This is a genomic window from Sulfitobacter sp. 1A10359 (genome assembly GCF_043558145.1).
Taxonomy (GTDB): domain Bacteria; phylum Pseudomonadota; class Alphaproteobacteria; order Rhodobacterales; family Rhodobacteraceae; genus Sulfitobacter; species Sulfitobacter faviae.
Genome location: NZ_JBIFGB010000002.1, coordinates 325,864 through 350,695, shown reverse-complemented (window position 1 = coordinate 350,695; position 24,832 = coordinate 325,864). Strand labels below are relative to the sequence as shown.

Sequence of the window (24,832 nt, the reverse complement as noted above, 5' to 3'; positions counted from 1 at the left end):
GCAAGATTAAGGCAGATTTCCAAAAGGGGCATTAATTGACCACTTCAGAGCATATCGTAAGGGAGGAGGGGCCAGTCACGCTGCTCGGCGGCGGAGAGGTCTTTGCAGGGGACATTGAAGCGGCGCTGGCGTTGGCCCCGACCTGCGTGGCGGCAGACAGCGGGGTTGCGGTGGGCGTGGCGGCGGGGGTGGAACTGGCTGCGGTCATCGGCGATCTTGATTCCGCCCCGGCAGAGGTCTTGGCCCAGATCCCGGCCGCGCGACGCCACCGCATCACCGAGCAAGAGAGCACCGATTTCGACAAGGCGCTGACGCGGATCGACGCGCCGCTGGTGCTCGGGGTCGGTTTTACCGGGGCGCGGTTGGATCATCAGCTTGCGGCTTTCAACACGCTCGCCACCCATCCGCATCGCTCCTGCATCCTGTTGGGCGCGCATGAGATCGTGCTGCTGGCCCCGCCGCGGATCACGCTGCCGACGACGGCGGGGGATGTCGTCTCTCTCATGCCTCTGGCCCCGGTGACGGGGCGCAGCCAAGGGTTGGAATGGTCGATCGACGGGCTGGATTTCGCGCCGGGTGGCCGGACCGGCACGTCGAACCGCGCCTTGGGGCCGGTCACGCTTGAGATCGATGGCCCTGATATGCTGCTGATTCTGCCGCGCCGTCTTATGGCGCCACTGGCGGCGCAACTGCTGCGGCCAGAGCACGCGCCGTGGCCCGCTCGCGCATGACGATGTAAAGCCCCGCGCCCACGGTGATCAGAATGCCGAGGCCCGCCAATGGGTTGGGCAAGTCGGAGAAGATCAACAGCCCAAGCAGCGTGGCAAAGGGAATTTCCAGATATTGCATCGGCGCCAAAGTGGCCGAGGGGGCAAAGCGCAGGGACCAGGTCATCAAAAGATGCGCCACCGTGCCGAGCACCCCGATGCCGAGCAGGAGGGTCCAGTCGAGCGCATCGGGTTGGATGAGCCGAAGCGGCGCGATCTGTGTCATGGTGCCAAGCGCGAGGAGCGGCAGGATCATCACCACCGCCATGACCCCGCTGACGGCTTGCAGGCTGATCGGATCGGTTTCTTTCGCGATCTGGCGCGTCACCAGCATGAAGAAAGAAAAGACGACCGCCACGACGACGGGCAGCAGCGCGGGCCAGCCGACATTGGCAAAGCTCGGCTGCACGATCAAAAGCGTGCCGAGAAAGCCCACGATGCTCGCGCCCAAACGTCTGGGGCCGACCTCTTCGTTCAGGATGAACTTGCCGAGCAGCAGCATGAAAAAAGGCATGACGAATGCGATGGCGACCGCATCGGCGAGGGGCAGGTATTTCAGCGCGGTAAACATCGCCGCGATGCCCGCCATATGCAAAAGGGTGCGTAGAAAGGTCAGCCGTAACACCCGGCCCCGCATCCGCCAGATGCGCCCGGAGTACCAGACGATGGGGATCAGGATCAGCGCCTGAATGGCAAAGCGGAGCAGCACCACCTGCCCCAAGGGGACCGAAGCGCCCAGTAATTTGGCCACCGCATCGCCCACGGGGGCGACGATGCAGAAGCCCATCATGAGGGCTATTCCAATGAGGGGCCGATCCTGTTGCATTGCGTTACGCTAAGGAAGCTTTGTTGCAAATGCAATCTTTGGTTGAAGTTTGATTGCTGTTGTCTCGTGTTTGTTCTCAGAGGCAGAGGCAGAGGCAGAGGCAGAGGCAGAGGCAGAGGCAGAGGCAGAGGCAGAGGCAGAGGCAGAGGCAGAGGCAGAGGCAAGGGTCCGATCAGCACCCGCTCTTGAAGGCAGTCAACGCTGTGCACCTTCCAGCGGCAACGCGCCCCGCCTATCCGAACCTCAGGCCGCGGGGCGGCTCAGGTTCACCCGATTCCGGCCATGGGTTTTCGCCGTGTAAAGCGCACGATCCGCTCGCGCCATCAGGGCCTCGGCCGAAAGCGGGTGGCCTTCCTCTTCCATAGGGCCGACGGAAAGGCCGATGCTGATGGTCACATGGATCGGCTGGGGCGTGTCGGGGACGACAAAGCCGCGGTTGCCGATATCGGCACAGATGGCCGCCGCCGTCTTCTCTGCATCCGCAAGGCCGGTGCCGGGCATGACGATCAGAAATTCCTCCCCCCCGATCCGGGCGACGAGGTCCATGCCGCGCAGGTTATTGCGCAGCCGTTCCGCCGTTTGCACCAGAACGGAATCCCCCGCGGCATGGCCGTAACGGTCATTGATGCCTTTGAAGTGGTCCAGATCGGCGACCATTACCGAAAAGGGGCGGGCAGTCGCGACGGCATGTTCCGCGATATGGTCCAGATGGGGCAGGGCATAGCGGCGGTTGTGCAGCCCTGTCAGCGGGTCGAAAACGGCGGCCTTCAGCCCCGTGCGCACCGTGTCGCGCAGTTGGTCCGTCATCCGCTTGCGCCGCAAGATCGCATGCAGGCGCAGCGCCATTTCCGCCGGGTTGAAACCTTCGGTCATCAAATCATCCGCCCCCAGATCAAGGGCGGTGGCGGCAAGCGCCGCATCCGGGGCCAGTTGCACCACCAGCAGCCCGGTATGGCGGGTCTGGGCGTTGGCCCGGAGCGTCGAGATCAGACGCAAGGCTGCCGTGGCGGGCACGGGGTCTTTTGGCAGAACCAAAACGAAAGCGTCGGGCGGTCCATTGGCGGCGGCGGCGCGAATGGCCTCCTCCGGATTGGCGAGGGTGAGGCGCGCGCGCAATTGAGGGCGGAGTTGTTTCGCCCAATTCACGCTTACCGCGCTGTCGGAATGGATGATCACACAGTGACTGCGGGCGGTGAATTCCGCCGCAGGCTCCGCCAGCCCGAGCGCGCGGGACGTATCCTCGCGCATTTCCCATTCGTCCGCCGCGTTGCGGGCGCGGATAAGGCTGCGGGTCCGGCCCAACAGCAACGTGCAATCGAGCGGTTTCAGCAACACATCGCTCGCTCCCGCTTCGAGCGCGGTGAACCGATCCACGGCCTGATCGCTATTCCCGATGGCCAAAACCGGGAGCTGCGCGGTATCGGGAGTGGCTTTGAGCACGCGACAGAGGTCCGCCGCCCCGCCACCCGGCAATGTCAGCGCGCAGATCACCAGATCCGGCGGGTTTTCCCCCAGGCAGGCCAAAGCCTCTTCCATGTCTTCGGCCTGAACGACGTGATAGTATGCCGCACAAAGCTTGACCTTGAGGGCGATGCGATTGGTCGCGATCGCATCTGCAATAAGGATGGTCCCTTGCACGACAACTCCTTCACCGTACAAATCAGTTTGATGCGAGAGTCTTTGCCCCCTAATGGTTAACAAAGGGTTTCCAACCTTCAGCAAAAGACGGTTTTCCAATGTCCTATACCCAAGACACCGCTGAGACTTTGGCGCTTCAGGCGCTGGGCTGGCTGGCGGCGAATGATGATCTGTTGCCGGTGTTTCTGGGCAGCACCGGTGCCTCCGAAGCGGACCTCAAAACACAGGCCAGCGACCCTATTTTTCTGGGCGCTGTGCTGGATTTCCTGATGATGGACGACGCGTGGGTGATCGGGTTTTGCGACCATCTGGCGATCCCCTATGAGCGGATCATGCAAGCCCGCGCGGCGCTGCCCGGGGGGGAGCAGGTGCATTGGACTTAAGAAATGTTAAAGCGCTGCTGTTCGACAAGGATGGCACGCTTTTCGACTTTGCCGCGACTTGGGAGCCTTGGGCCGAGGCCTTCTTGCTGCGGGTCTGTGAGGGGGATCGCGGGCTGGCCGCACGGGTGGGCGCGGGCATCGGCTTTGACCTCGCCACGCGCCGTTTCGCCCCGGACAGTATCGCCATCGCCGGCACGCCGCAGCAGGTGGTCGATGCCTTGGCCCCGCATTTTCCTGACCGCCTGCCAGCGGACCTGTTGGACATCATCAATGCCGAAGCCAGCGCCGCGCCACAGCGCGAGGCGGTGCCGCTAAGACCGTTTCTGCAAGGGCTCCGCGACCGGGGTCTGCGCCTTGGCGTGGCGACGAACGATGCCGAACACCCCGCGCGGGCCCATCTGCTGGCGGCGGGGGTGGTCGATATGTTCGACTTTATGGCAGGATTTGACAGCGGCCATGGGGGCAAGCCTTCGCCGGGGCAGTTGCACGCCTTTGCCGCCCATGTGAACCTTCCGGCCGCCTATGTCGCGATGATTGGAGACAGTGTTCACGATCTGGAAGCCGCGCGGGTGGCGGGGATGCTGCGGGTCGCGGTGCTGACCGGCCCCGCCACGGCGGAAGACCTCGCCCCATACGCCGATCTGGTCTTGCCGGATATCGGCCATTTGGCGCAGCGCTTGGCTTGAGGGCGCTTTATTTTTCGACCATGCGCGCGCCTTCGAGCAGCCCCTCTTCAAGAGTATCGCCATGGAGGACCGAGATATCGCCCGTGGTCTCCAACACCACGGCGCGCACATCAGAGAAGCGCAGTGCATTGGCCTCTCGCAACTTGGCGATCAGGTCGGCGCGCGCGACGCGGGTCTCGCTGAGGGCGGCATCGAAAATCTCACCCTCTCGCATCAGGATCACGGGTTCGTTCTGCACGGCCTGCTCAAAGCTGTCGGAAGCCTGCCGTATCTTCGCGATGACGAATTGCGCGCCGAGCAGGGCGGAGATGGCCAAGGTCGGCTGGGCGAATTCCGGCCAAGTGGTGGCCTGACAGGCGCCGGCAAGCAGCGAGCCGGTGGCGACCGTGGCGACAAAGTCAAAAGCGGTCATTTTTGAGAAGGTGCGCAGCCCGATGACCCGGACCACGATGATCACCCAAGTCAGCGCAATGGCCGAAAGCAGCAGCGCCCGGGCGAGGATGTCCAGCGGGACGTGATCAAAGAACATCAGCCGTGCCCCCCGTTCAATGCCCGGCCCCGTTGGATAAAGAACCGCCCCAGCAGCACCACCATCGCCATGGCAATCAGGCCCAGATAGCGCTCATAGACGCCATCAATGCCGGTGGGCAGAAAAAAGAACGGCGGGGCCGAGACCAGCCAGAGGAGCGAGATCACCTTGAGCGATTTGGCAAGGAAGCTTGATGTATCGGCGAACCCCTTCGACAGCAGCCAAGGCACGGTGAGCATGATCAGGCCGAGCGCGTAGACCAGATAGATATGGATCACCACACCGTCGGAATCGCGGTCTCCGTACTCGTTGCGCGCGCCGACGAGAAAGACGATGAGCCCCAACAGGGCGAGCCCGATGGTGGCGATGCTCCACCAACGGTCGCCAAAATGTACGTGAGCGCAAAGCAGGGCGCAGGCGATGAGCGCGGCGGAGAAGGCATAGATGCCGATGTCGACGATGAACTCATACCGTCCCGCGCCCAGATCGCTGATCGTGTCGGCGATCCAATCGTGATCCGGCACGACGAAATCCGCGATCAGGATCGATATGGCGAATATCACACAGCCAAGGATGGCCACCCAGCCCAGACAGACCATAAACCCCGGCGCGCTGTGCTGCCGGGGTGCTGTGACGTCATTGTTCATGTTGCGTAACCCTTCTTGGCCGCCTTGGTCGGTCAAAGGTCCGACCCCTTGGTCGGACCCAATGCATCAATCCGAAAGCCGCGAGCGTTCTTCGGCGTTGGGGCTGCCGGCGGGGGCTTCGTCCAATGTGGCCTCGGGGCGGTGCAGGTCTTCTTGAGGTTTCTTGGGCGGTGTCTTGTTCTCGTGCTTGGGGTGTTTGGGATCATCGCTCATGAAAAGTCTCCTCAGGCTGGGGAGAGGCGGGGCATCGCCTCTTCTTCCTTTACCGAACGCGCAGCATATAGCGGCGGTTCCGCGCGCGGCGCGGGGCGGGGCGGGGCCAAGGCAATTTCCCGACAACTGTATTCATCAGGTCAATCTTAACCACTGCCCCCGCAATCTGGGGTTGGGAAAATGGGAATGAGGCAATCATGCACGGGCTTATCAACCGCAGCATACAAAACTACTTTTGCGCGAACTACGGGCAGAGGCTCTGGGCCGATGTGGCCGCGCGGGCCGGGTTGGATTTCACCGAATTCGAGGCGATGCTGACCTATCCGGATCACGTCACCCCGGCGGTGCTCGAAGCGGTCTGTGCCGTGCTGGACCGGCCCCTGGCCGAGGTGATGGAGGATGTCGGCACCTTTCTCGTGGCGCAGCCGGGCTATGAGGCTGTGCGGCGCTTGCTACGGTTCGGCGGGGTCAGCTTCAGCGATTTCCTGCAATCGCTCGACGATCTGCCGGACCGGACCCGCCTTGCCCTATCGGAACTGCATCTGCCCCCGGTCGAACTGCGCGAAGACCCTGATGGCCAATATTCCCTGATCTGTGAGGCGCCGCTGGTGGGATACGGCTATCTGATGATGGGCGTTCTGCGGGCCATGGCCGACGACTATGGCGCGCTGGTGCTGCTGGAACATTGCGGGCGATCCGAAGGCGCCGAGGCGTTGAAGATCATTCTGGTCGAAGCCGAATTCTCCGAAGGGCGCCGGTTTGAGCTTGGGGCGCGGGCATGAGTGGCGCAGGCCACGATCCGGCGGTTCTGGACAAGCTCTGCCCGATGCATCTGCTGCTCTCGGCCAGCGGCAGAATTCGCCACGCTGGGCCCACGATCCAGAAGTTGCGCCCGCAGGCGCCGCTGGCGGGGCGGCGGTTTCTGGATACGGTCACCGTCAAACGGCCCCGTGGCATAGCGGGAATGGAAGACCTGCGCCGGGCCGCCGGGGTCAAACTACACCTCGCCTTTCGCGATGCGCCGCGAACCGAGTTGAAGGGCCTGCTGGTGCCGCTGGGGGATCGGCGGTTGATCGTGAACCTCTCTTTCGGGATTTCGATTTTCGACGGGGTGCAGGACTATGCGCTGACCAATGCGGATTTCGCCGCCACCGATCTGGCGATCGAGATGTTGTACCTGATGGAGGCGAAATCCGCCGCGATGGAAGCCTCGCGCCGTTTGAACCTGCGTCTGCAAGAGGCGCGGATCGCGGCGGAGGAACAGGCCTTTACCGATACGCTGACGGGGCTGAAAAACCGGCGCGCGCTCAACGCGGTGCTGGAGCGGTTGATCACCGCCGGTGAGGGGTTTGCCGTGATGCATGTCGATCTCGACTATTTCAAAGCGGTGAACGACCGTTTGGGCCATGCGGCGGGCGATCATGTGCTGCAAGTCGTCGCCCGGATCATGCAGCAAGAGACGCGCAGCTCTGACATGGTGGTGCGTTTGGGCGGGGATGAGTTCACCGTGGTTCTACCCGATGTGCGCAGCGAGGGCATCCTGCGCGGGATCGGCCAGCGGATCATCGACCGGCTGGAAGAGCCCATTCATTTCAAGGGCGAGGTCTGCAAAGTCTCCGCCAGCATCGGCACGGTCTGGATTCAGCGGGGGGACCGGCGATCGCGCGACGTGGTCTTGGCCAATGCCGATGCCGCGCTCTATGCCTCGAAACACGCAGGCCGGGCGCGGCATACCTTCTTTGACCCGGCCCTGCGTGCGAGGGGCGGGATGGTCGCCGCACCTGTCGAAAAGGGCGGCGGCTAATCGCTCGGGGGCGCTGCGGGGCAGGGCGGAAGGGCACGGGGACAGTGGACCGCGCAGAGCGGCTGGCGTATCACAAGGGCATGAAATCGCCCCTGCATCTGTTCCGCCGCCTGCGCCAACGCCTGATCAACGCCCGCCGTCGCGCGCGCTTTGCCGCTTCCTTGCAGCATCTGCATGGGCCGAGCAAACTCGACACCGCCCCGGGCGAGGTGGTGCTGATCGCCTTGGTGCGCGACGGCAGCTATTACCTCGACGCTTTCTTTCGCCATTACCGCGCGATGGGGGTGCAGCATTTCGTCTTTATCGACAACGGCTCACGCGATGACACCATCGCCCGGATCAAGGCCCAAAAGGGCACGGTGATCGACCGTTGCACCCTGCCATTGGCCGAATACGAAGACCTGATCCGCCAATACCCCGCGCAGACCTATGGTAAGGACCGCTGGTGTCTCTATGTCGATATGGACGAGATTTTCGATTTCGAAGGGCGCAGCCAGATCGGCATCAAGGGGCTGACCGCCTATCTCGACCGACAGGGCTATACCGCCTTGGCCGCGCAAATGCTTGAGATGTTTCCCAAAACCAGCCTCGCGGCGGCGGCGGGGATGCCCTACAAACAGGCGCTGCAATCCTTCCTTTATTACGACATCAGCGCGGTGCGCAAAATCGATTACCACAGCCCAGAGATTCCGTTTTCCGCCCTGCTGGCAGACAACGAACTTTCCAACGACGCAGTGAAATTCGCCTTCGGCGGCGTGCGTGGCAAGGTCTTTGGCGAAGACTGCTGCCTGACGAAACATCCGCTGATTTTCAATGGGACAGAGGTCACGCCCGCGCCGCATCCGCATCTCTCTTCGGGGGTGCGGGTGGCGGATATGACGGCGGTGATCAAACACTATAAATTCGCCAATGACGCCGCCGCGCGGGATGCCGAGACGCTGGGCGCGGGCAACCTGTCTCACGGCGAGGATGCGCGGCGGATGGCGGTGATCGGGCAGAACCCCGATGTCTCGCTCTTCTCGCTGGACGCGCGGCGCTGGAACCGGGTCGAACTTCTCTATCGCGCGGGCTTTCTGGTGCCGTCGGAGGCCTATAGCGCCCATGTCGCCGCTTGGCGTGAAGAGCATGCCGCATGAGCATCGGTGCTGTCGTCATCGGCCGGAATGAGGGCGCGCGGTTGGAGCGGTCCTTGCAAGGACTGGCAGGGCAGGTGACGCAGATCGTCTATGTCGACAGCGGCTCGACCGATGGCTCGGTCGCCATGGCGCGGGGGCTGGGGGCCGAGGTGATCGAGCTTGACATGCAGCAGCCCTTCACCGCCGCGCGGGCGCGCAATGCGGGCATGGCGGCATTGGGTGAGGGGATCACGCTGGTGCAGTTCCTTGACGGGGATTGCATCCTTCGAGACGGTTGGCTGGCGGTGGCGGAGGCCCATCTGAGCGCTCATCCGCAGGTTGCCGTGGTCTGCGGCAGGCGGCGTGAGGAAAACCCCGAGACCTCTGTCTACAACAGGCTGATCGACCGCGAATGGGATACGCCCGTGGGCGAGGCGCGCGCCTGTGGCGGTGACGCGCTGATGCGGTTGGAGGCGCTGCGCGCCCTGGGCGGCTACCGGGCCGAGATGATCGCCGGGGAAGAGCCGGAGCTTTGCCAAAGGCTGCGCCGCGCGGGCTGGCAGATATGGCGGCTCGACGCCGAGATGACATGGCACGACGCGCAGATCACAAAGGTTGGCCAGTGGTGGTGGCGCAGCCTGCGTGCGGGCCATGCCTTTGCCGAAGGAGCCGCGCTGCATGGCCGCGGGCCGGATCGGCATTGGGTGGCCGAAACGCGCCGCGCGCTGCTCTGGGGGGCGCTTCTGCCCGCCGTGATCCTGCTCTTGGCGCTGATGCTCCCTTGGGCCGGGCTTGGGCTGGCTCTGATCTATCCGCTGCAACTGTTGCGGTTGATGCGGCGGGGCGGGGCGGCTTGGGGCTTCTTCACCCTGCTGGGCAAATTTCCCGAAGCCTTGGGCGTGCTCAAATACCACATGCGCCGCGACGGGCGGATCATCGAATACCGCTGAGGGCTAGCGCGCCCGCCATGCTGCAAGAGTCAACCGCGGCAGGATCGCGAAACAACGGGCATAGCGCGGCACCATCCGCGCCGGGCTTTGCATAGCCCGCCAAAGCCACTCCAAAGCCAGCATCCGCATCCATTTCGGCGCGCGGCGCTGCCGCCCGGCGAGGAAGTCCAACCCCGCCCCGATCGAGGCAAAGCCAACCCCCGGCGCTATGTCGCGCCCGCGAGCGGCAAGGATTTCTTGCTTAGGCGCGCCAAGGGCCAGAAAACACAGGCGCGCGCCGCTTTGGGCGATCTCCCGCAGGGCGGTATCCGCCTCGGCACTTTCGGGGTCAAAGCCCATGGGCGGGGCGGCGATATGGCATATCTCCAACCCCGGCAGGCGGGTCCGCAGGGCCACTGCGGCCCCTTGCAGCGCGTCTTTATCGCTGCCGAAAAAGGCGACAGGCAGCGAGTGTGCGGCGGCCAATTCGCAAAGCGGAAGGATCAGATCGGAGCCGGGCATCAGCTCGACCGGCTGTTTGGCGAGTTGCGAGAGCCAGACCACGGGGCGGCCATCGGCCACGATGAAATCCTGCGCGCGATAGGCGGCGGCGAAGCCCGCATCGCGGGGCAATTTGGTCAGATGGTCGAGGTTAAGCGTGGCAAGGGCGAATCCCTGACCCGTGGCAAAGCGGGCGCGCAGGGCCTGAAACAATGCGGCCCGCGTCGCCACATTGACCTCCACGGCGGCAGTGCCCGTGCCATACTTCATGCCGCGCCTTCCGCTGTCGCACCACCACGGGCAGGCGAATGAGCATAAACTGCGCGATCTATTCCATTGATTTCATGTGCCATCTGTCAGCCACGCCCGCACCAAAGTGAACCTGCGGCAAAACTAGCGGGATGACAGGGCTGGGGCCAGATGGTATTTTCGCCCGGCCCCATCCTGCCGCGCCCCGACGCGGCTTTCGCGAAGGACGTCATGCCAAATCCCGTCGCCTATCTGATGTTGCTGATCTGGCCCTTCGTCTGTCTGGCCCTGTTTCGCAACCTGCCGCTCCAGCGGGCGCTGATCTGGTCGATCCTCGGCGGCTATCTGTTCCTGCCCCCGCTGGCGGAGTTCAACCTGCCGCTGGTGCCGGGGCTCGACAAAGTGTCGATCCCGAACCTGAGCGTTTTGCTGATCATCTGGCTGGGCAGGCAGGAGAAATTGCAGCTTTGGCCCGCCTCCCGTGTGGCGGGGCTTTTGGTGCTGGGGCTGGTCTTTTCGGCGGTGCCCACGGTGCTGACCAATGGCGATCCGATCCTGTTTCAGTCGATCCGCGGCTTTGAGCCGATCCTTTTCCCCGTCGACACGCTGCCGGGGCTTTCGATCCGGGACATCGGGTCGGTGTTGATCGGGCAGGTGCTGATGCTGGTGCCCTTCCTGCTGGCGCGGCAGTTCCTTGCGGATGAAAAGGGGCTGCGGGAATTGCTCTTGGCCTTCATGGTAGGCGGGGTGATCTACTCCGTGCCTTCGCTGTTCGAGATCCGTTTTTCACCGCAGCTCAACACATGGATCTACGGGTTCTTCCAGCACTCCTTTGAACAGATGATGCGCAATGGGGGCTTTCGCCCCATCGTGTTTCTGCCCCATGCGCTGTGGCTGGCGCTGTTTATGTGTATCGCGCTGCTGTCGGCGGTGGCGCTGGCGCGGCAGACCCCGGTGATCGACCGCTGGAAGATGCTCTTGCTGGCGGCCTATCTCGCCGTGGTTCTGCTGCTGTGCAAAAGCCTTGCCTCGCTGGCCTATGCGCTGCTTTTGGTGCCGATGGTGCTGCTGACCCCGGCGCGGTGGCAGATCCGTCTGGCGGTGGTCTTTGCCATCGTGGCGGTGATCTATCCGATGCTGCGCAATGCCGGTCTGGTGCCGCTCGATGCGATCCTTGCACAGGCCGAGGCGATCAGCGCGGACCGGGCGCAATCGCTTGGCTACCGCTTTATGAACGAAGAGCAACTGTTGGCACGGGCCGCCGAGAAACCGTGGTTCGGCTGGGGCGGATGGGGGCGCAACCTGATCCGCGATGCGACGAACGGCAATATCCTGTCGATCCCCGATGGCCGCTGGATCATCGTTTTCGGCACTTTCGGCTGGCTGGGCTACCTATGCGAGATGGGCCTTCTGGCGCTGCCGATCATCCTCGTGGGGCTGCACCTCTACCGGATGGGCGATGCGGGCCTATCCCCATGGCTCGCACCGCTGCTTTTGATCCTTGGCATTACCATGATGGACATGTTGCTTAATGCCACGCTGACGCCGCTTACTTGGCTCACGGCTGGGGCGATCCTTGGCCATGCCGAAGGGTTGGCGGCGGCGCGCAAGGGGCGGAACAGGATCGACGCCCCCGCGTTGAACGCAAAGCGGACGGTTTTCTAAACCGCGTCCCATTCACGGCGCTGTGAAGTGATTTGGGCCGAAAGTGACCCTAGGGCACGTTATCGGCTCATTTTCGCCAGATTTGCCTGTTGTATGCTTCACCCGAAGCTTAAATTGAACCTCAAGGGTGCCGCACTCTGGCCAAGCGGGCGGTGGGACATGTGTCGCAATGAATAGCACGGACAACACTCTTTCGCGCGGTGACATCGCGATCGTCGGCATGTCGGTGACGGTGCCGGGCGCCGAAGGGATAGACGCCTATTGGGCGAACCTGCGCGACGGGGTGAGCGCGCTCAAGCGCCGCGAGGCGGCAGAGCTGCGCGCCGCCGGAGAGAGCGCCGAGCGGATGGCCCGGCCAAACTATGTGCCCGTCACCGCCGATATGCCCGGCTATGACATGTTCGATGCGGAGTTCTTTGGCTTTTCGCCAAAAGACGCCGCCATCCTCGACCCGCAGCACCGCAAGTTTCTTGAGATCGCTTGGGAGGCGATGGAACAGGCGGGGCATATGCCCGAAAGCCTCTCCGGCCCGGTGGGCGTCTATGCCGGCTGCGGCATGGGGAGCTATTTTTATTTCAACATCTGCTCGAACCCAGACCTCGTCGACGATGTGGGCATGTTCCTGCTGCGCCATACCGGGAACGACAAGGATTTCCTCTCGACCCGGGTGAGCCATGTGCTTGACCTCAAAGGTCCGTCGATCAACCTGCAAACCGCCTGTTCGACCTCGCTGGTGGCGATCCACTACGCGGCCCAAGCGCTGCGCGCGGGTGAGATCGACATGGCGCTCGCAGGCGGGGTGACGATCGAACTGCCGCAGGGGCGCGGCTATGAATTCAAGGAAAACGAGATCCTTTCGCCCGACGGCGAATGCCACGCTTTCGACCACCGCGCGCAGGGCACCGTCTTTGGCTCCGGCGCGGGCGCCGTGGCGCTCAGACGGTTGGAGGATGCCATCGCCGATGGTGACCACATCTGGGCGGTCATCAAAGGCTCGGCGGTGAACAACGACGGGGCGGCAAAGGCGGGCTATCTGGCACCTTCGGTGGACGGGCAGACCGCCGCCATTGCCCGCGCGCTCGATGATGCGGGCGTGGCGGCGCAGAGCATCGGCATGGTCGAATGCCACGGCACCGGCACCTATCTGGGCGACCCGATCGAGGTGGCCGCGCTGACCCAAGCCTACCGCGCCGAGACGCAGGCCGAAGATTTCTGCCGCATCGGATCGGTCAAGACCAACATCGGCCATCTCGACACCGCGGCGGGGGTGGCGGGGCTGGCCAAGGCGGCGCTGTCGCTGCACCACCAGCAGATCCCGCCCTCGCTAGGCTATGAAGCGCCGAACCCGGCGATCCCTTTTGAGGGCTCGCCCTTCCGCGTCAATGACCGGCTCTATGACTGGCCCGGGCAAAACACCCCGCGCCGCGCTGCCGTCAATGCGCTTGGCGTGGGCGGCACCAATGCGCATATGATCTTGGAAGAGGCACCGGCCCGCGCGGCCTCGGAAGACAGCGATTTCCCTTTCCATGTGCTCTGCCTTTCGGGGCGCAGCAAAGCGGCCTTGGACGCCAATAGCGCCGCGCTCGCGGCACATCTGCGCGCCCATCCCGAACAGCCTTTGGCCGATGTGGCTTTCACCCTGAAAGAGGGCCGTCGCGGTTTTGACAAACGCCGCGTCTTGGTGGCCGAAAGCCATGAGGAAGCCGCGGCCCTGCTGGAGGCGGGCGACAGCCGCCGTGTCTTTACCCATGACCACCTCGGCCCTGATCCCGAAGTCGTTTTCATGTTCCCCGGCGGCGGCGCGCAATATGCCGATATGGCCCGCGATCTTTACGAGACCGAGCCGGTCTTTGCCGAATGGATGGACCGGGGGCTGGACCATCTGGCCCCGCAACTCGACTACGACATTCGCGCGATCTGGCTGCCGGAGGCTGAGGGCCGCGCAGCAGCCGAGGCCAAGCTGAAACGCCCCTCGGTGCAACTGCCGCTGATCATGATCGTTGAATATGCGCTGGCGCAGCTTTGGCTGTCTTGGGGCGTGAAACCCGCCGCAATGGTCGGGCATTCCATGGGCGAGAATGTCGCCGCCTGCCTTACCGGGGTGATGCGCTTTGAGGACTGTATCGACCTTGTGCTGCTGCGCGGGCAGTTGTTTGACGAGGTGCCGTCGGGCGGGATGATCAGCATTGCCGCGCCGCTGGACCGGATCACGCCGCTTCTGGGCGAGGCCCTTGATATCGCCAGCGTGAACGGCCCGGAACTGATCGCCGTTTCCGGCCCCGAAGACGCGCTAAAGGCGCTGCAAGAGCGGCTCGACGCCGCCGGTCTTGACCATCAGCGCATCGCCATCGACATCGCCGCGCACTCGCGGATGTTGGACCCGATCCTTGACCGATACCGCGCCTTCCTCGCCACGCTTGACCTGCGCGCGCCGCAGATGCCCTTCCTGTCGAACCGCAGCGGCGAGGTGATCACGGCGCAGATGGCGACGGACCCCGATTATTGGGTCGAACAGCTCCGTCACACGGTGAATTTCGCGAATTGCATCAACACTTTGAGCCGCGATGCGCCGCGGGTTTTCCTTGAGGTCGGGCCGGGCAAGGCGCTTTCCGCCTTGGCGCAGATGCACGCGGATGTGGCCCCGGGGCAGGTGATGTCTTCGCTGCGCCACCCCGAGCAAGAGATCGCGGATGATGCCTATTTCCTCGGGGTGATCGGGCGGCTCTGGGCCTGCGGGGTCGAGGCTGATTGGGCGCAGATTTGGGGCGAGGCACGGCGCAACCGCGTGGTGCTGCCGACCTATCAATTCCAACGCGCGCGCTATTTCATCGCGCCGGGTGAGGCGGCGGCGCGCCCTGCCGAGCAACCGCTGCAACGGCTGGAGGATATCGGCGACTGGGGCGCGCTGCCGCATTGGCAACCGCGCTATGCCGAACGGGATTTGGACCTGTCCGGCCCGCTGAACTGGCTTGTCTTTGCCGATACGGCGGGGCTGGGGGCCGAGGCGGCGGCACGGTTGCGGGCCGAAGGGCACCGGGTGGCAGAGGTCACGGCGGGGGATGCCTTTGACCGCGTCAGCGCCGATCATTTCACGCTTGCCGCCGAACAGGGGCGGTCAGGCTATGACCAGTTGATCGCAGCGCTTGAGGCCGATGGGCGGAGGCCCGACCGGATCGCGCATTTCTGGCTGACCGATGATCAGGCCGCCCCGCGCCCCGGCTCCAGCCGGTTTGACCGCAACGTCGAACAGGGGTTCTGGAGCCTGACGTGGCTCGCCCAGTCCTTGGCCGAAGCCGAGAACCCCGCGCCGATGCACCTCAGCGTCTTCACAACCGGTGCCGCGCAGGTGGCAGAGGAGGGGCTGGCCTACCCCGAAAAAACGCTCATTTCCGGCCCCGTCGGGGTCATGGCGCGCGAGGTGCCGGGGCTGACGGCGGCGCAGATTGACCTGCCCGAGGCCGCCCCTGTCGCGCTTTCCGGGTGGTTCGCGAAGCCGGTGACGCCCGCGCCGGTGATTGACCCCTCGGACCTAATCGAAGAGCTTTTGGCGACCCCCGCCAACCCCCAAGTCGCCCATCGTGCTGGCCGCCGCTATGAGTTGGGCTACCGCGCCGCCGCGCTGCCCGAGGCTGATCTGCCGGGCTGGAAGTCACAGGGAAGCTACCTCATCACCGGCGGTTTCGGGGGCATCGGCATGACCCTCGCGGCGGATATTCTTGACACGCCCGGCACCCGCGTGATCCTGCTGAGCCGCGCGGCCCTCCCGATGCGCCATGAATGGGAAAGCTACCTTGCCAGCCACGGCCCGGCTGATGCCACAGCGCGCCGCCTGCGGGCTGTCCTGCGGCTTGAGGCCAAGGCGGCGCAATCGGGCGGCGCGGTCGAAGTGGCCCGCGCGGATGTCGCCAACCTTGCGCAGATGCGCCGGGTGATCGACGACCTGGCCGCGCGCCACGGCGGGCTGACGGGGGTGATCCATGCCGCGGGGGTGCTGGATGACGCGCCGCTTTTGGCCAAAACGGATGCGAATATCGACGCGGTGCTTGCGCCCAAGGTGCAGGGGCTGCGGGTCTTGGATCAACTGCTGCCCGATGGCACGCTCGACCTCATGGTGCTCTTTTCCTCGACCTCCACCGCGACCCGCGCGGCGGGGCAGGTGGATTATGTGGCGGCCAATGCCTGGCTCAACGCCTTTGCCCAATCGCGGCGCGCGGCGCAGACCCGCGTGGTGGCGGTGAACTGGGGCGTTTGGGCCGATGTCGGCATGGCGGCAGAAAGCCTTGGCGGCGGCGGTGCCGTGGCGCTGCCGGCCCGCCCGATCAAGGCGGCGCTGCTGGAAACCGCCGGGTCGGGCGAGAGCGGCGCGCCCGAATTCACGACCGAGGTTGCAGCCTCGCATTGGCTGCTTGACCAACACCGCACCTTGGATGGCCGCGCGATCATGCCCGGCACGGGCTATATCGAGCTTTTGGCCGAAGCGGCGGCGGCCCAAGGGCTAGGCGGCTTCACCCTGCAAGACCTCTATTTCCTGCGCCCCCTGCCGCTGGCCGATGGGGCGCGGCGCAGGATCAAGATCACCCTGACCCCGGAGGGCAAAGGTTTCGCCGCCGAGTTGCACAGCGCTTGCGTGGTCAACGGCAAGCCTGCGTGGCAGTTGCATGTCCAAGCGCGGCTGTCTCGGGCGGGCGACAGTGCCGAATCGCTTGACCTCGCGGCCATCGCCGCCCGTTGCGAGGATGTGGCCGAGGCCGCCCCCGGGCGCCATCTGCCCGCGGTTCAAGAAGCGCATTTGAAGTTCGGCCCGCGCTGGCATGTGCTGCAATGCACCGCCCTCGGGCAGGGTGAGGGCATCGCCACGTTGCACCTGCCCGAGGCAGCACAGGGTGATCTGACCGATGGCTACCTGATGCACCCCGGTCTGATGGATATCGCCACCGGCTGGGCCATGGCGCTGATCCCCAGCTATGCCGCGCGCCACCTTTGGGTGCCGCTGTCCTATGGGGAGATCACGCTCCACGCCCCGCTGCCTGCCGAAGTCCGCTCGCATGTCCGGCTGGCCGAGGGCACGGGGGCCGAGGGTTTGGCCCGTTTCGACGTGACGATCACCGATCCGCAGGGCATGGTTCTGGTCGAGGTTCGCGATTTCGCGATGAAGCGGCTCGAAGGGGCCTTTGCCGATGTGCCCCCGCCCGACGCCCGCGAAGTGATCTTTGAGGATGCCGACAACAGCGAGAGCCTCAGCCCCGCCGAAGAGCGTCTGGCCCGTCTGGTGCGCCAAGGCATCCGCGCGCAGGAGGGGCCAGAGGCGCTGCGCCGCGCGCTGGCGCTGGAGGCACCGCAGGTCATGGTCTCTCCGCTGCCCTTGCAAGGGCTGATCGCGCAGGCCGATGCGCCGCTGACCGATGCCGCCGCCCAAGGGCAGAGCTTTGAGCGGCCCGATCTCGACGGCTCCTTCGTGGCCCCGCGCAATGGGATCGAAGAGAGATTGGCCGAGATTTGGTCGAACCTTTTGGGTGTCAGCCCCGTGGGGGTCGAGGACAGTTTCTTTGACCTCGGCGGCCATTCCCTGATCGCGGTGCGCCTCTTCGCGGCGGTCAAACGTGAGTTCAAGGTGGAGTTCCCGATCTCCGTCCTTTTCGAAGCGCCGACCATCGCCAAATGCGCAGCCCTGATCGCGGCGGAACGCGGGGATCTGGCGCAGGCGGAGGCGGTCGAGACAGACGCGGCGGGCTCGCAACAGCGCTTTGACTACCTGGTGCCGCTCAACCAGTCCTCGCAGAACGCGACGCCGCTGTTCGTGGTCGCAGGGATGTTCGGCAATGTGCTGAACCTGCGCCACCTTGCCTTGCCGTTTAGCAATGAGCGCCCGGTCTATGGGGTGCAGGCCCGTGGGCTGATCGGGGACGCGGCCCCCCATGAAGAGGTGCAAGCCGCCGCGGCGGATTACATCGCCGAAATCCGCGCCTTGCAGCCCCAAGGGCCTTATTTGCTGGCCGGATACTCCGGCGGCGGGATCACGGCCTATGAGATGGCGCAGCAGTTGAAAGCCGCGGGGCAGGAGGTGGCCGTTCTTGCGATGCTCGACACGCCGTTGCCCGTACGCCCGTCGCTCAGCAAGATCGACAAGGCGCATATCAAGCTGGCCGAACTGCGGCGCAAAGGCCCGGTCTATCTGCTGGAATGGGCGCGCAACCGCTGGGCGTGGGAGCGTGAGCGGCGCCGGGCGCCGCAAGAGACGAGCGGCGAGGGCGAGGGGGTTTCCTTTAACAGCCTGCGCATTCAGGCGGCGTTCCTCCGCGCGGTGGGACGGTATGAAACCCCGCAGTGGGACGGGCCGATGACCCTGTTCCGCCCGCCGCTGGATCGGCATTGGGCGGTCTCTGACGGGCAGTATGTCACGGCGGAAAAGGAATATGTCTATGAGGACAACCAGTGGCGGCAATACGCGCCGCGCTTGCAGGTGATCGAAGTGCCGGGCGATCACGTCAGCATGGTGCTGGCCCCGAATGTGACCGTGCTGGCCCAAGAACTGGCCGAGGTGATTGTGGCAGCCCTGCCCGAAGGCGCAGGCCAAGACCACACCCAAGCCACGGCGGCGGAATGATGCAAAAACCGCCCCGCCTTCTGGTCGTCATCCTCAATTACCGCACCGCAGAGATGACCCTGCGCGCGGCTGAGGCCGCATTGGCCGATATGCCCGATGCGGGTGCCGAATTGGTGATCGTCGACAATGACAGCGGCGATGGCTCTGCCGCGCTACTGGCGCAGGAGATCGCCGCGCGGGGCTGGGGCGCGGGCAACCGGGTGCGGCTGATCGCATCGCCCCGCAACGGCGGCTTTGGCGCGGGCAACAACTTGGCCATGCGGGCGGGAATGTCGGACGGGTCCGCGCCGGATTTCGTGCATGTGGTGAACTCGGATGCCTTCCTCGATCGCGGCTGTATCGGGGCGCTCTTGGACCACCTGCAAAACCACCCCCGCGCCGGATTGGCCGGAAGCCATGTGCGCGGGGAGGATGATGTGCCTCATGCGACTGCCTTTCGTTTCCCCTCAGCCGCCGGAGAGTTGGAGGCCGCTGCGCGCTTTGGCCCGCTGACGCGGCTGCTCTCTGCCTCGGTCGTGGCGCCGCCCCTGCCTGAAAAGGCGGCGCAGGTCGATTGGGTGGCCGGTGCCAGCGTCATGATGCGGTGGGACATGCTGGCCGAGATCGGCCTCTTCGACGAAGCCTATTTCCTCTATTACGAAGAAACCGACCTTTGCCTTCGGGCCGCGCGGGCGGGTTGGGACTGCTGGTATGTCCCGCAGGCGCGCTGCGTGCATGTCGGCTCGGTCTCCACCGGGATGAAGGAATGGCGGCGCATGCCGCGCTATTGGTTCGACAGCCGCCACCGCTATTTCGCCAAGAACCATGGCCGCGCCTATGCGGCACTGGCCACGCTCGCCCGGCTTGCCGGGGGCGGGTTGCACCATCTGCGCTGCCTGCTCACCGGGCGCCGCCCGGAAGACGCGCCGGGTTTCTATCGCGACCTTGCGGCCCATGCGCGCACCGCGCGGCGCGCGGCCCCCGCCGTTCAAGACCCAAGCCGTAGCCCCGCCACGGAGGACCGTTGATGACCGTCAGCTTCAAGACAGACCCGTTCACCGCCTTCCTGATGGGCGACGAATCCCTGACCATCGCCTGCGGCGACATGCTGCTGGCGGGCGGGCACCGGATCGCTGCCGTGATCACCCGCGACGACGCGGTGCGCGCTTGGGCCGAGGGGCAGGGGCTGGCGCTTTGCCGCGATGCCGAGGAACTCTTGCCGATGGGGCTGTCCGCCGACTGGCTGTTAAGCATCGCCAACCTGCGGCTGATCCCCGACACGGTTCTGGCGCTGCCCAAACGCGGGGCGGTCAACTTTCACGATGGTCCGCTGCCGCGCTATGCCGGGCTCAACACACCCGCTTGGGCAATCATCAATGGCGAGGCGCGGCATGGGGTCAGTTGGCATCTGATCGAGACCGGCGTCGATACCGGCGACCTACTGGCGCAGCGCAAGGTTGATATCGCAGCCGATGAGACGGCCTTTAGCCTCAACTCCAAATGCTACGCCGCCGGGATGGAAAGCTTTGGCGAGGTTCTGGCCCAGTTGGAAAGCGGCAGCCTGCAAGGCACCGCCCAAGACCTGAGCCAGCGCAGCTATTTCGCGAAGGACAAACGGCCCGAAAACGGCGGGCTGATCGATTTTACCAAAACGGCGGAGGAGATCGGTGCGCTGGCCCGCGGCCTTGATTTCGGAAGCTATTGGAACCCGCTGACCACGGCGAAAATCCTAGGCGCGGATGGCGCGGTGCTGGCCGTGTCCCGCGTGGAACGCGCGGCGGGGCAGGGCGGCACGCCCGGCGAGGTTGTCGAGGTCGACGAGGCGCGGGTGATCGTGGCGGCGCAGGACGGGCATATCGCCCTCCATGACCTGCGCGATATGGCGGGCGAAAGCGTTGCACCTGCGCAGTTTTTCGCCCCCGGGGATATGTTGCCCCAGACGGCAGGCCCGGTTCCCGCTCCGGCTGATGAGGTATATTGGCGGCGCGCTCTGACCAGCTTCGACGCGCTGCCGGTCCCCTTGGCCACCGCAACCGAAACGCCGGAGGCATGGGTGGCGCGGGAGATCACCTTGCCGCAGGGAAGCGACCCGTTGCACCAAGTCGCCGCCGCCGCCCTCGTCGCGCTGCGCAGCGCCGGGGCCACCGAAGGCGGCATCGCCATGCGGCGTAAAGGCGCGCCCGCGCTGCTCATCGCCGATTGGCTGCCGATCACCATCTCGGCAGAGGCGGAGACACCGGTGGCGGAACTGCTGGCTCAGTTGGACCCGCAACTTACCCGCGCGAAAGATGCCGTCGGTTTCGCCCGCGACCTGCCGCTGCGCGATCCGGCGATTGATGTGGCTGCCACTCCGGAGTTCGCGATCTCCTTTGACGATGAACCGCTTGCGGGGTCGGCGCTGACCCTCTGCCTCACACCACAGGGCGCGCGGCTTTTTGCCGACGGTGCGCGGCTGTCCGACGCCGCGGTCGACCTCCTCGCCGCACGCCTTGAGGCGGCCTTTGCCAAGATCATCGAGGCCTCGGACTGCGGCACCGTCTGGGCGCTCCCAGAGACTGAGGCGCAGACCTTGGCCCGCGTCAACGCGACGACGCGCGCCTATGACCCCCACACCATCCACGCCGCTTTCGAGGCGCAGGTGGAGCGCACCCCCGACGCGCCCGCGCTGGTCTTTGAAGGTGAGACGCTGAGCTACGCCGCATTGAACACCCGCGCCAACCAATTGGCGCATCTGCTGCGCGATAGGGGGGCGGGGCCGGGGATGCCGGTGGCGCTTTGCGTCGCACGGGGCGTAGACCTGCTGGTCGGCACGCTTGGCATTTTGAAAGCCGGGGCCGCCTATGTGCCGCTTGATCCGGCCTATCCGGCAGACCGTCTGGCGCACTACCTCTCAGACAGCGGCGCATCTATTGTGGTCGCGCAATCGGCCCTCACCGCCAGCCTGCCCGCGCATGGCGCGCAGGTGGTTGAGATCGACCGCGACCCGCGCCTTGCCACGGCACCGAGGGCGAACCCCGCCGCCAGCGCCGGGCCGGATGACCTCGCCTATCTGATCTACACCTCCGGCTCGACCGGGACGCCCAAGGGGGTGATGGTCAGCCATGGCAATGTGGCGAATTTCTTTGCCGGGATGGACGACCGGATCGACCATGAGGCGGGGGCGGTCTGGCTTGCCGTGACAAGCCTCAGCTTCGACATTTCGGTGTTGGAACTGTTTTGGACCCTCGCGCGGGGGTTCAAACTGGTGCTGGCGGGCGATGACAGCCGGGCGCTCATGTCGAACGGCCCAATTGCCACGAGCGACCGCAGGATCGACTTTAACCTGTTCTATTGGGGCAATGACGATGGTGTCGGCCCCAAGAAATACGAACTGCTTCTTGAAGGGGCGAAATTCGCCGACGCCCACGGGTTCAACGCGGTCTGGACGCCCGAGCGGCACTTTCATGCCTTTGGCGGCCCTTACCCCAACCCCTCCGTCACCGGCGCGGCGGTGGCGGCGGTGACGCAGAACCTCGACGTGCGGGCAGGGTCTTGCGTGGCGCCGCTGCACCATCCCGCACGGATTGCCGAGGAATGGGCGGTGATCGACAATCTGACCAATGGGCGCGTCGGTCTCGCCATTGCCAGCGGCTGGCAGCCCGACGATTTCGTGCTGCGCCCCGAGAACACGCCGCCCGAAAACAAGCCCGCGATGTATGACGCCATCGACCAGCTGCGCAGGCTCTGGGCCGGGGAGCCGGTAGAGTTCCCCCGCGCCGATGGCATGCCCCACGCGGTGGTGACCCAGCCGCGCCCCGTCTCTGACAAACTGCCGATCTGGGTGACCACGGCGGGCAATCCGCAGACTTGGAAGGAAGCGGGGGAGATCGGGGCGAACGTGCTGACCCACCTACTGGGGCAGTCGGTGGAGGAGGTTGCCGAGAAGATCAAGATTTACCATGACGCCCTGCGCGCGGCGGGCCATGATCCGGCGGGCCATCGGGTTACCGTCATGCTGCACAGCTATCTCGCCGCCACCCGGGCCGAGGCCGAAGAGACGGCGCGCGGGCCGATGAAGGACTACCTGCGCTCGGCGGCGGGGTTGATCAAACAATACGCATGGGCCTTCCCGGCCTTCAAGAAACCGGCGGGGACGACGAACCCGTTTGAGATCGACCTCGAAGGTCTCTCGCCCGAGGAAATGGATGCGATCCTTGAGTTTGCCTTTCAGCGCTATTTCAACGACAGCGGCATGTTCGGCACCGTGGCCGATGGTCTGGCGCGAGCCGAGCAGCTCAAGCGGATCGGCGTGGATGAGATCGCCTGTCTGATCGACTATGGCATTCCGACCGACAAGGTGATGGCGGGGCTTGCCCCCTTGGCCGAGGTGTTGCACCGCGCCAATGCGGGCGGGCAACCGGCGGCGGATGACCACTCCATCGCCGCGCAGATCATCCGCCACGGGGTGACCCATCTGCAATGCACGCCTTCGATGGCGCAGATGATGGTGATGAACGACGAGGCGCGCGGCGCTTTGGCGCGGATCAAATCGCTGATGATCGGGGGGGAGGCGCTGCCCGGCACCCTGCTGCGCACCCTGCGCGGTGCGACCTCGGCGCAGATCCAGAACATGTATGGCCCGACCGAGACGACGATCTGGTCCACGACCCATATGCTCGACAGTGCCGAGGCCACCACCGCGCCCATCGGCAGGCCAATTGCCAATACGCAGGTTCATATCCTCGACCCCGCGCGGCAGCCGCTGCCCATCGGTGCTTCGGGGGAGCTTTGGATCGGGGGCGATGGCGTCACGCAGGGCTATTGGCAACGGGCCGAGATGACAGCGGCGCGTTTCATCGACGATCCTTTCACCGGCAGGGGCCACCTTTACGGCACGGGCGATCTGGTGCGGATGGACGCCGAGGGCGTGCTGCATTTCGAGGGCCGCGCCGATGCGCAGGTCAAGATACGCGGCCATCGGATTGAGCTGGGCGAGGTTGAGGCGCGTCTCGCCGAATTGCCGGGCGTGCGCCAAGCCGTGGCGGTGCTGCGCGAGGATGCCGGGCAGGGTGGCGCGCAGTTGATCGGCTATGTGGTCGCGGAAAAGACGGTTGATAGCGACGCCGCGCGGCGGCAATTGGCCGCGCATCTGCCCGATATCATGGTGCCGCAGGCCATCGTCACCCTCTCTGCCATGCCGCTGACGCCGAACAAGAAAATCGACCGCAAGGCGCTGCCCGCCCCGATCCGACAAAGCGCGCCGACCCCTGCCGCGCCGCAGGCCGAGACGCCCGCGGGCGGCAGCCAAGCGGCGATCGCGCAGGTCTGGAGCGCGCTTTTGGGGCTAGGGGACATTCGCGGCGAGGATAACTTCTTTGCCCTCGGCGGCCACTCGCTGCTGGCGGTACAGGCGCATCGCGACATCAAGGCGGCTTTGGACGTCAGCGCGCTGTCGATCACCGATATCTTCCGTTTCCCTACCCTTGCCGGACTGGCGGCACATATCGACGGGCTGGGGGGCAAGACCGCCGCACCGGCCAAGGCACCCTCCGCCGCCGAGACGCCCGCACGGTCCGAGACCATGTCGAAACGTCGCCTCATGCGGGCCGCGCGTGGCCGCGGGCGGGGGTGAGGTGACGACGGAGGGCGAGATCAGGGCGGCTGTTCAGGCTATTTTCGATCTGCCGGTCGCCGTCGCTGTGACCCGCCCCGGCAGAGCCTATCCGCCCTTGCTGGCGGGCGAAGCCGCCCTCATCGCACGGGCACAGCCAAAACGGGTCGCCGAGTTTACCGCCGGACGCCACGCCGCGCGGGAGGCGATGCAGGCGCTTGGCCATCCGCCCGCGCCGGTGCTGGCCAGCGCCGACCGCGCGCCGATTTGGCCACCCGCCCTGACCGGCTCAATCAGCCACTGTGACGACTGGTGCATCGCGGTTCTGGCGCGCAGGGCAGAGGTGGAGACCCTCGGCGTCGACATCGAAGACGACAGCCCACTGCCCGCAGACCTGCTCACCGAAATCTGCCTTCCGGCGGAAATCACCCGCCTCGGCGGCGCGGACCTAGCGGCTGCGAAACGCATCTTTTGCGCCAAGGAGGCGGCCTATAAGGCGCAGTACCCAGCGACCAAGGCGCTTTTTGGCTTTGATCGGCTTGAGGTCACCCTATCTGGCGGTAATACCACCTTCGACGCGCGATTTACCCAAGACACAGAGGGCTTTAGCCGCGGCGATAAGCTGCCGGGGCGGATCGCGTCGGTGGCGGGCCACCTTGTCAGCGGGGTGGCGATTGGGCAGATTGATCGCAAAGGAGCTTGATCTC

18 protein-coding genes are annotated in these 24,832 nt (G+C 65.2%); 12 read left to right on the top strand and 6 right to left on the bottom strand.

Features of this window, described 5'->3' with window-relative positions; genetic code table 11:
* The first annotated feature begins 35 nt into the window (after window positions 1-35).
* Window positions 36-731 carry a thiamine pyrophosphokinase gene (locus ACGYK2_RS05955; protein WP_295037277.1) on the top strand — a complete coding sequence of 232 codons (696 nt, stop codon included), beginning with the start codon at window positions 36-38 and terminating at the stop codon, window positions 729-731.
* Here the strand turns inward: ACGYK2_RS05955 and ACGYK2_RS05950 are convergent.
* Entirely contained in the window at window positions 667-1,593 is a 927-nt protein-coding gene (locus ACGYK2_RS05950; protein WP_271687855.1) for a DMT family transporter, read from the bottom strand. The genes ACGYK2_RS05955 and ACGYK2_RS05950 overlap by 65 nt on opposite strands.
* Before the next feature lie 243 nt (window positions 1,594-1,836).
* On the bottom strand, window positions 1,837-3,231 hold the full coding sequence (locus ACGYK2_RS05945; RefSeq protein WP_271687854.1) for a diguanylate cyclase: 1,395 nt from the start codon (window positions 3,229-3,231) through the stop codon (window positions 1,837-1,839).
* A 98-nt stretch (window positions 3,232-3,329) separates the two neighbouring features.
* Between ACGYK2_RS05945 and ACGYK2_RS05940 the strand changes: the two genes are divergently transcribed.
* On the top strand, window positions 3,330-3,614 hold the full coding sequence (locus ACGYK2_RS05940; protein ID WP_271687853.1) for a DUF3572 domain-containing protein: 285 nt from the start codon (window positions 3,330-3,332) through the stop codon (window positions 3,612-3,614).
* Window positions 3,605-4,300 (top strand): HAD family hydrolase, encoded by a 696-nt coding sequence (locus tag ACGYK2_RS05935; protein WP_271687851.1) that lies wholly within the window; start codon window positions 3,605-3,607, stop codon window positions 4,298-4,300. Before ACGYK2_RS05940 ends, ACGYK2_RS05935 begins: the two co-directional genes overlap by 10 nt.
* A gap of 7 nt (window positions 4,301-4,307) precedes the next feature.
* Here ACGYK2_RS05935 and ACGYK2_RS05930 read toward each other — a convergent pair whose 3' ends face one another.
* From ACGYK2_RS05930 to ACGYK2_RS05920, 3 genes are all read right to left on the bottom strand, one after another.
* Window positions 4,308-4,829, bottom strand: coding sequence for a DUF421 domain-containing protein (locus ACGYK2_RS05930; RefSeq protein ID WP_271687850.1), 522 nt, complete (start codon window positions 4,827-4,829; stop codon window positions 4,308-4,310).
* Entirely contained in the window at window positions 4,829-5,476 is a 648-nt protein-coding gene (locus ACGYK2_RS05925; RefSeq protein ID WP_394374262.1) for a DUF998 domain-containing protein, read from the bottom strand. The genes ACGYK2_RS05930 and ACGYK2_RS05925 overlap by 1 nt, the downstream gene beginning before the upstream one ends.
* Window positions 5,477-5,542: 66 nt before the next feature.
* Entirely contained in the window at window positions 5,543-5,689 is a 147-nt protein-coding gene (locus tag ACGYK2_RS05920; RefSeq protein ID WP_271687849.1) for a hypothetical protein, read from the bottom strand.
* 197 nt (window positions 5,690-5,886) lie between these two features.
* On the opposite strand from ACGYK2_RS05920, the gene ACGYK2_RS05915 reads away from it, so the two are divergent.
* Genes ACGYK2_RS05915 through ACGYK2_RS05900 form a run of 4 tightly spaced genes read left to right on the top strand, consistent with a single transcriptional unit; the run spans window position 5,887 to window position 9,558 of the window.
* The gene (locus ACGYK2_RS05915) at window positions 5,887-6,471 is read left to right on the top strand and encodes a heme NO-binding domain-containing protein (RefSeq protein ID WP_271687847.1); all 585 of its coding nucleotides are present in this window, start codon (window positions 5,887-5,889) and stop codon (window positions 6,469-6,471) included.
* On the top strand, window positions 6,468-7,493 hold the full coding sequence (locus ACGYK2_RS05910; RefSeq protein WP_271687846.1) for a GGDEF domain-containing protein: 1,026 nt from the start codon (window positions 6,468-6,470) through the stop codon (window positions 7,491-7,493). Before ACGYK2_RS05915 ends, ACGYK2_RS05910 begins: the two co-directional genes overlap by 4 nt.
* A gap of 44 nt (window positions 7,494-7,537) precedes the next feature.
* Entirely contained in the window at window positions 7,538-8,629 is a 1,092-nt protein-coding gene (locus ACGYK2_RS05905; protein ID WP_271687844.1) for a glycosyltransferase family 2 protein, read from the top strand.
* Entirely contained in the window at window positions 8,626-9,558 is a 933-nt protein-coding gene (locus tag ACGYK2_RS05900) for a glycosyltransferase family 2 protein (protein ID WP_271687843.1), read from the top strand. The genes ACGYK2_RS05905 and ACGYK2_RS05900 overlap by 4 nt, the downstream gene beginning before the upstream one ends.
* A gap of 3 nt (window positions 9,559-9,561) precedes the next feature.
* On the opposite strand, the gene ACGYK2_RS05895 is transcribed toward ACGYK2_RS05900, so the two are convergent.
* Window positions 9,562-10,308, bottom strand: a complete 747-nt coding sequence (locus ACGYK2_RS05895) for a WecB/TagA/CpsF family glycosyltransferase (protein ID WP_271687842.1) — start codon at window positions 10,306-10,308, stop codon at window positions 9,562-9,564.
* Window positions 10,309-10,458: 150 nt separating this feature from the next.
* Here ACGYK2_RS05895 and ACGYK2_RS05890 point away from each other — a divergent pair, with 150 nt between their 5' ends.
* The 5 genes from ACGYK2_RS05890 to ACGYK2_RS05870 all read left to right on the top strand — a co-directional run bounded on the left by ACGYK2_RS05890 (window position 10,459) and on the right by ACGYK2_RS05870 (window position 24,828).
* Complete coding sequence (locus ACGYK2_RS05890; protein ID WP_271687841.1) at window positions 10,459-11,952, top strand: hypothetical protein; 1,494 nt, start codon at window positions 10,459-10,461, stop codon at window positions 11,950-11,952.
* Between the two features lie 169 nt (window positions 11,953-12,121).
* A complete protein-coding gene (locus ACGYK2_RS05885) occupies window positions 12,122-18,556 on the top strand; it encodes a type I polyketide synthase (protein WP_271687840.1) in 6,435 nt (2,144 codons plus the stop codon).
* Window positions 18,556-19,563, top strand: a complete 1,008-nt coding sequence (locus tag ACGYK2_RS05880) for a glycosyltransferase family 2 protein (RefSeq protein ID WP_271687839.1) — start codon at window positions 18,556-18,558, stop codon at window positions 19,561-19,563. The genes ACGYK2_RS05885 and ACGYK2_RS05880 overlap by 1 nt, the downstream gene beginning before the upstream one ends.
* The gene (locus ACGYK2_RS05875; protein ID WP_271687838.1) at window positions 19,563-24,146 is read left to right on the top strand and encodes a MupA/Atu3671 family FMN-dependent luciferase-like monooxygenase; all 4,584 of its coding nucleotides are present in this window, start codon (window positions 19,563-19,565) and stop codon (window positions 24,144-24,146) included. The genes ACGYK2_RS05880 and ACGYK2_RS05875 overlap by 1 nt, the downstream gene beginning before the upstream one ends.
* On the top strand, window positions 24,127-24,828 hold the full coding sequence (locus tag ACGYK2_RS05870) for a 4'-phosphopantetheinyl transferase (protein ID WP_271687837.1): 702 nt from the start codon (window positions 24,127-24,129) through the stop codon (window positions 24,826-24,828). The genes ACGYK2_RS05875 and ACGYK2_RS05870 overlap by 20 nt, the downstream gene beginning before the upstream one ends.
* Window positions 24,829-24,832 lie beyond the last annotated feature (4 nt).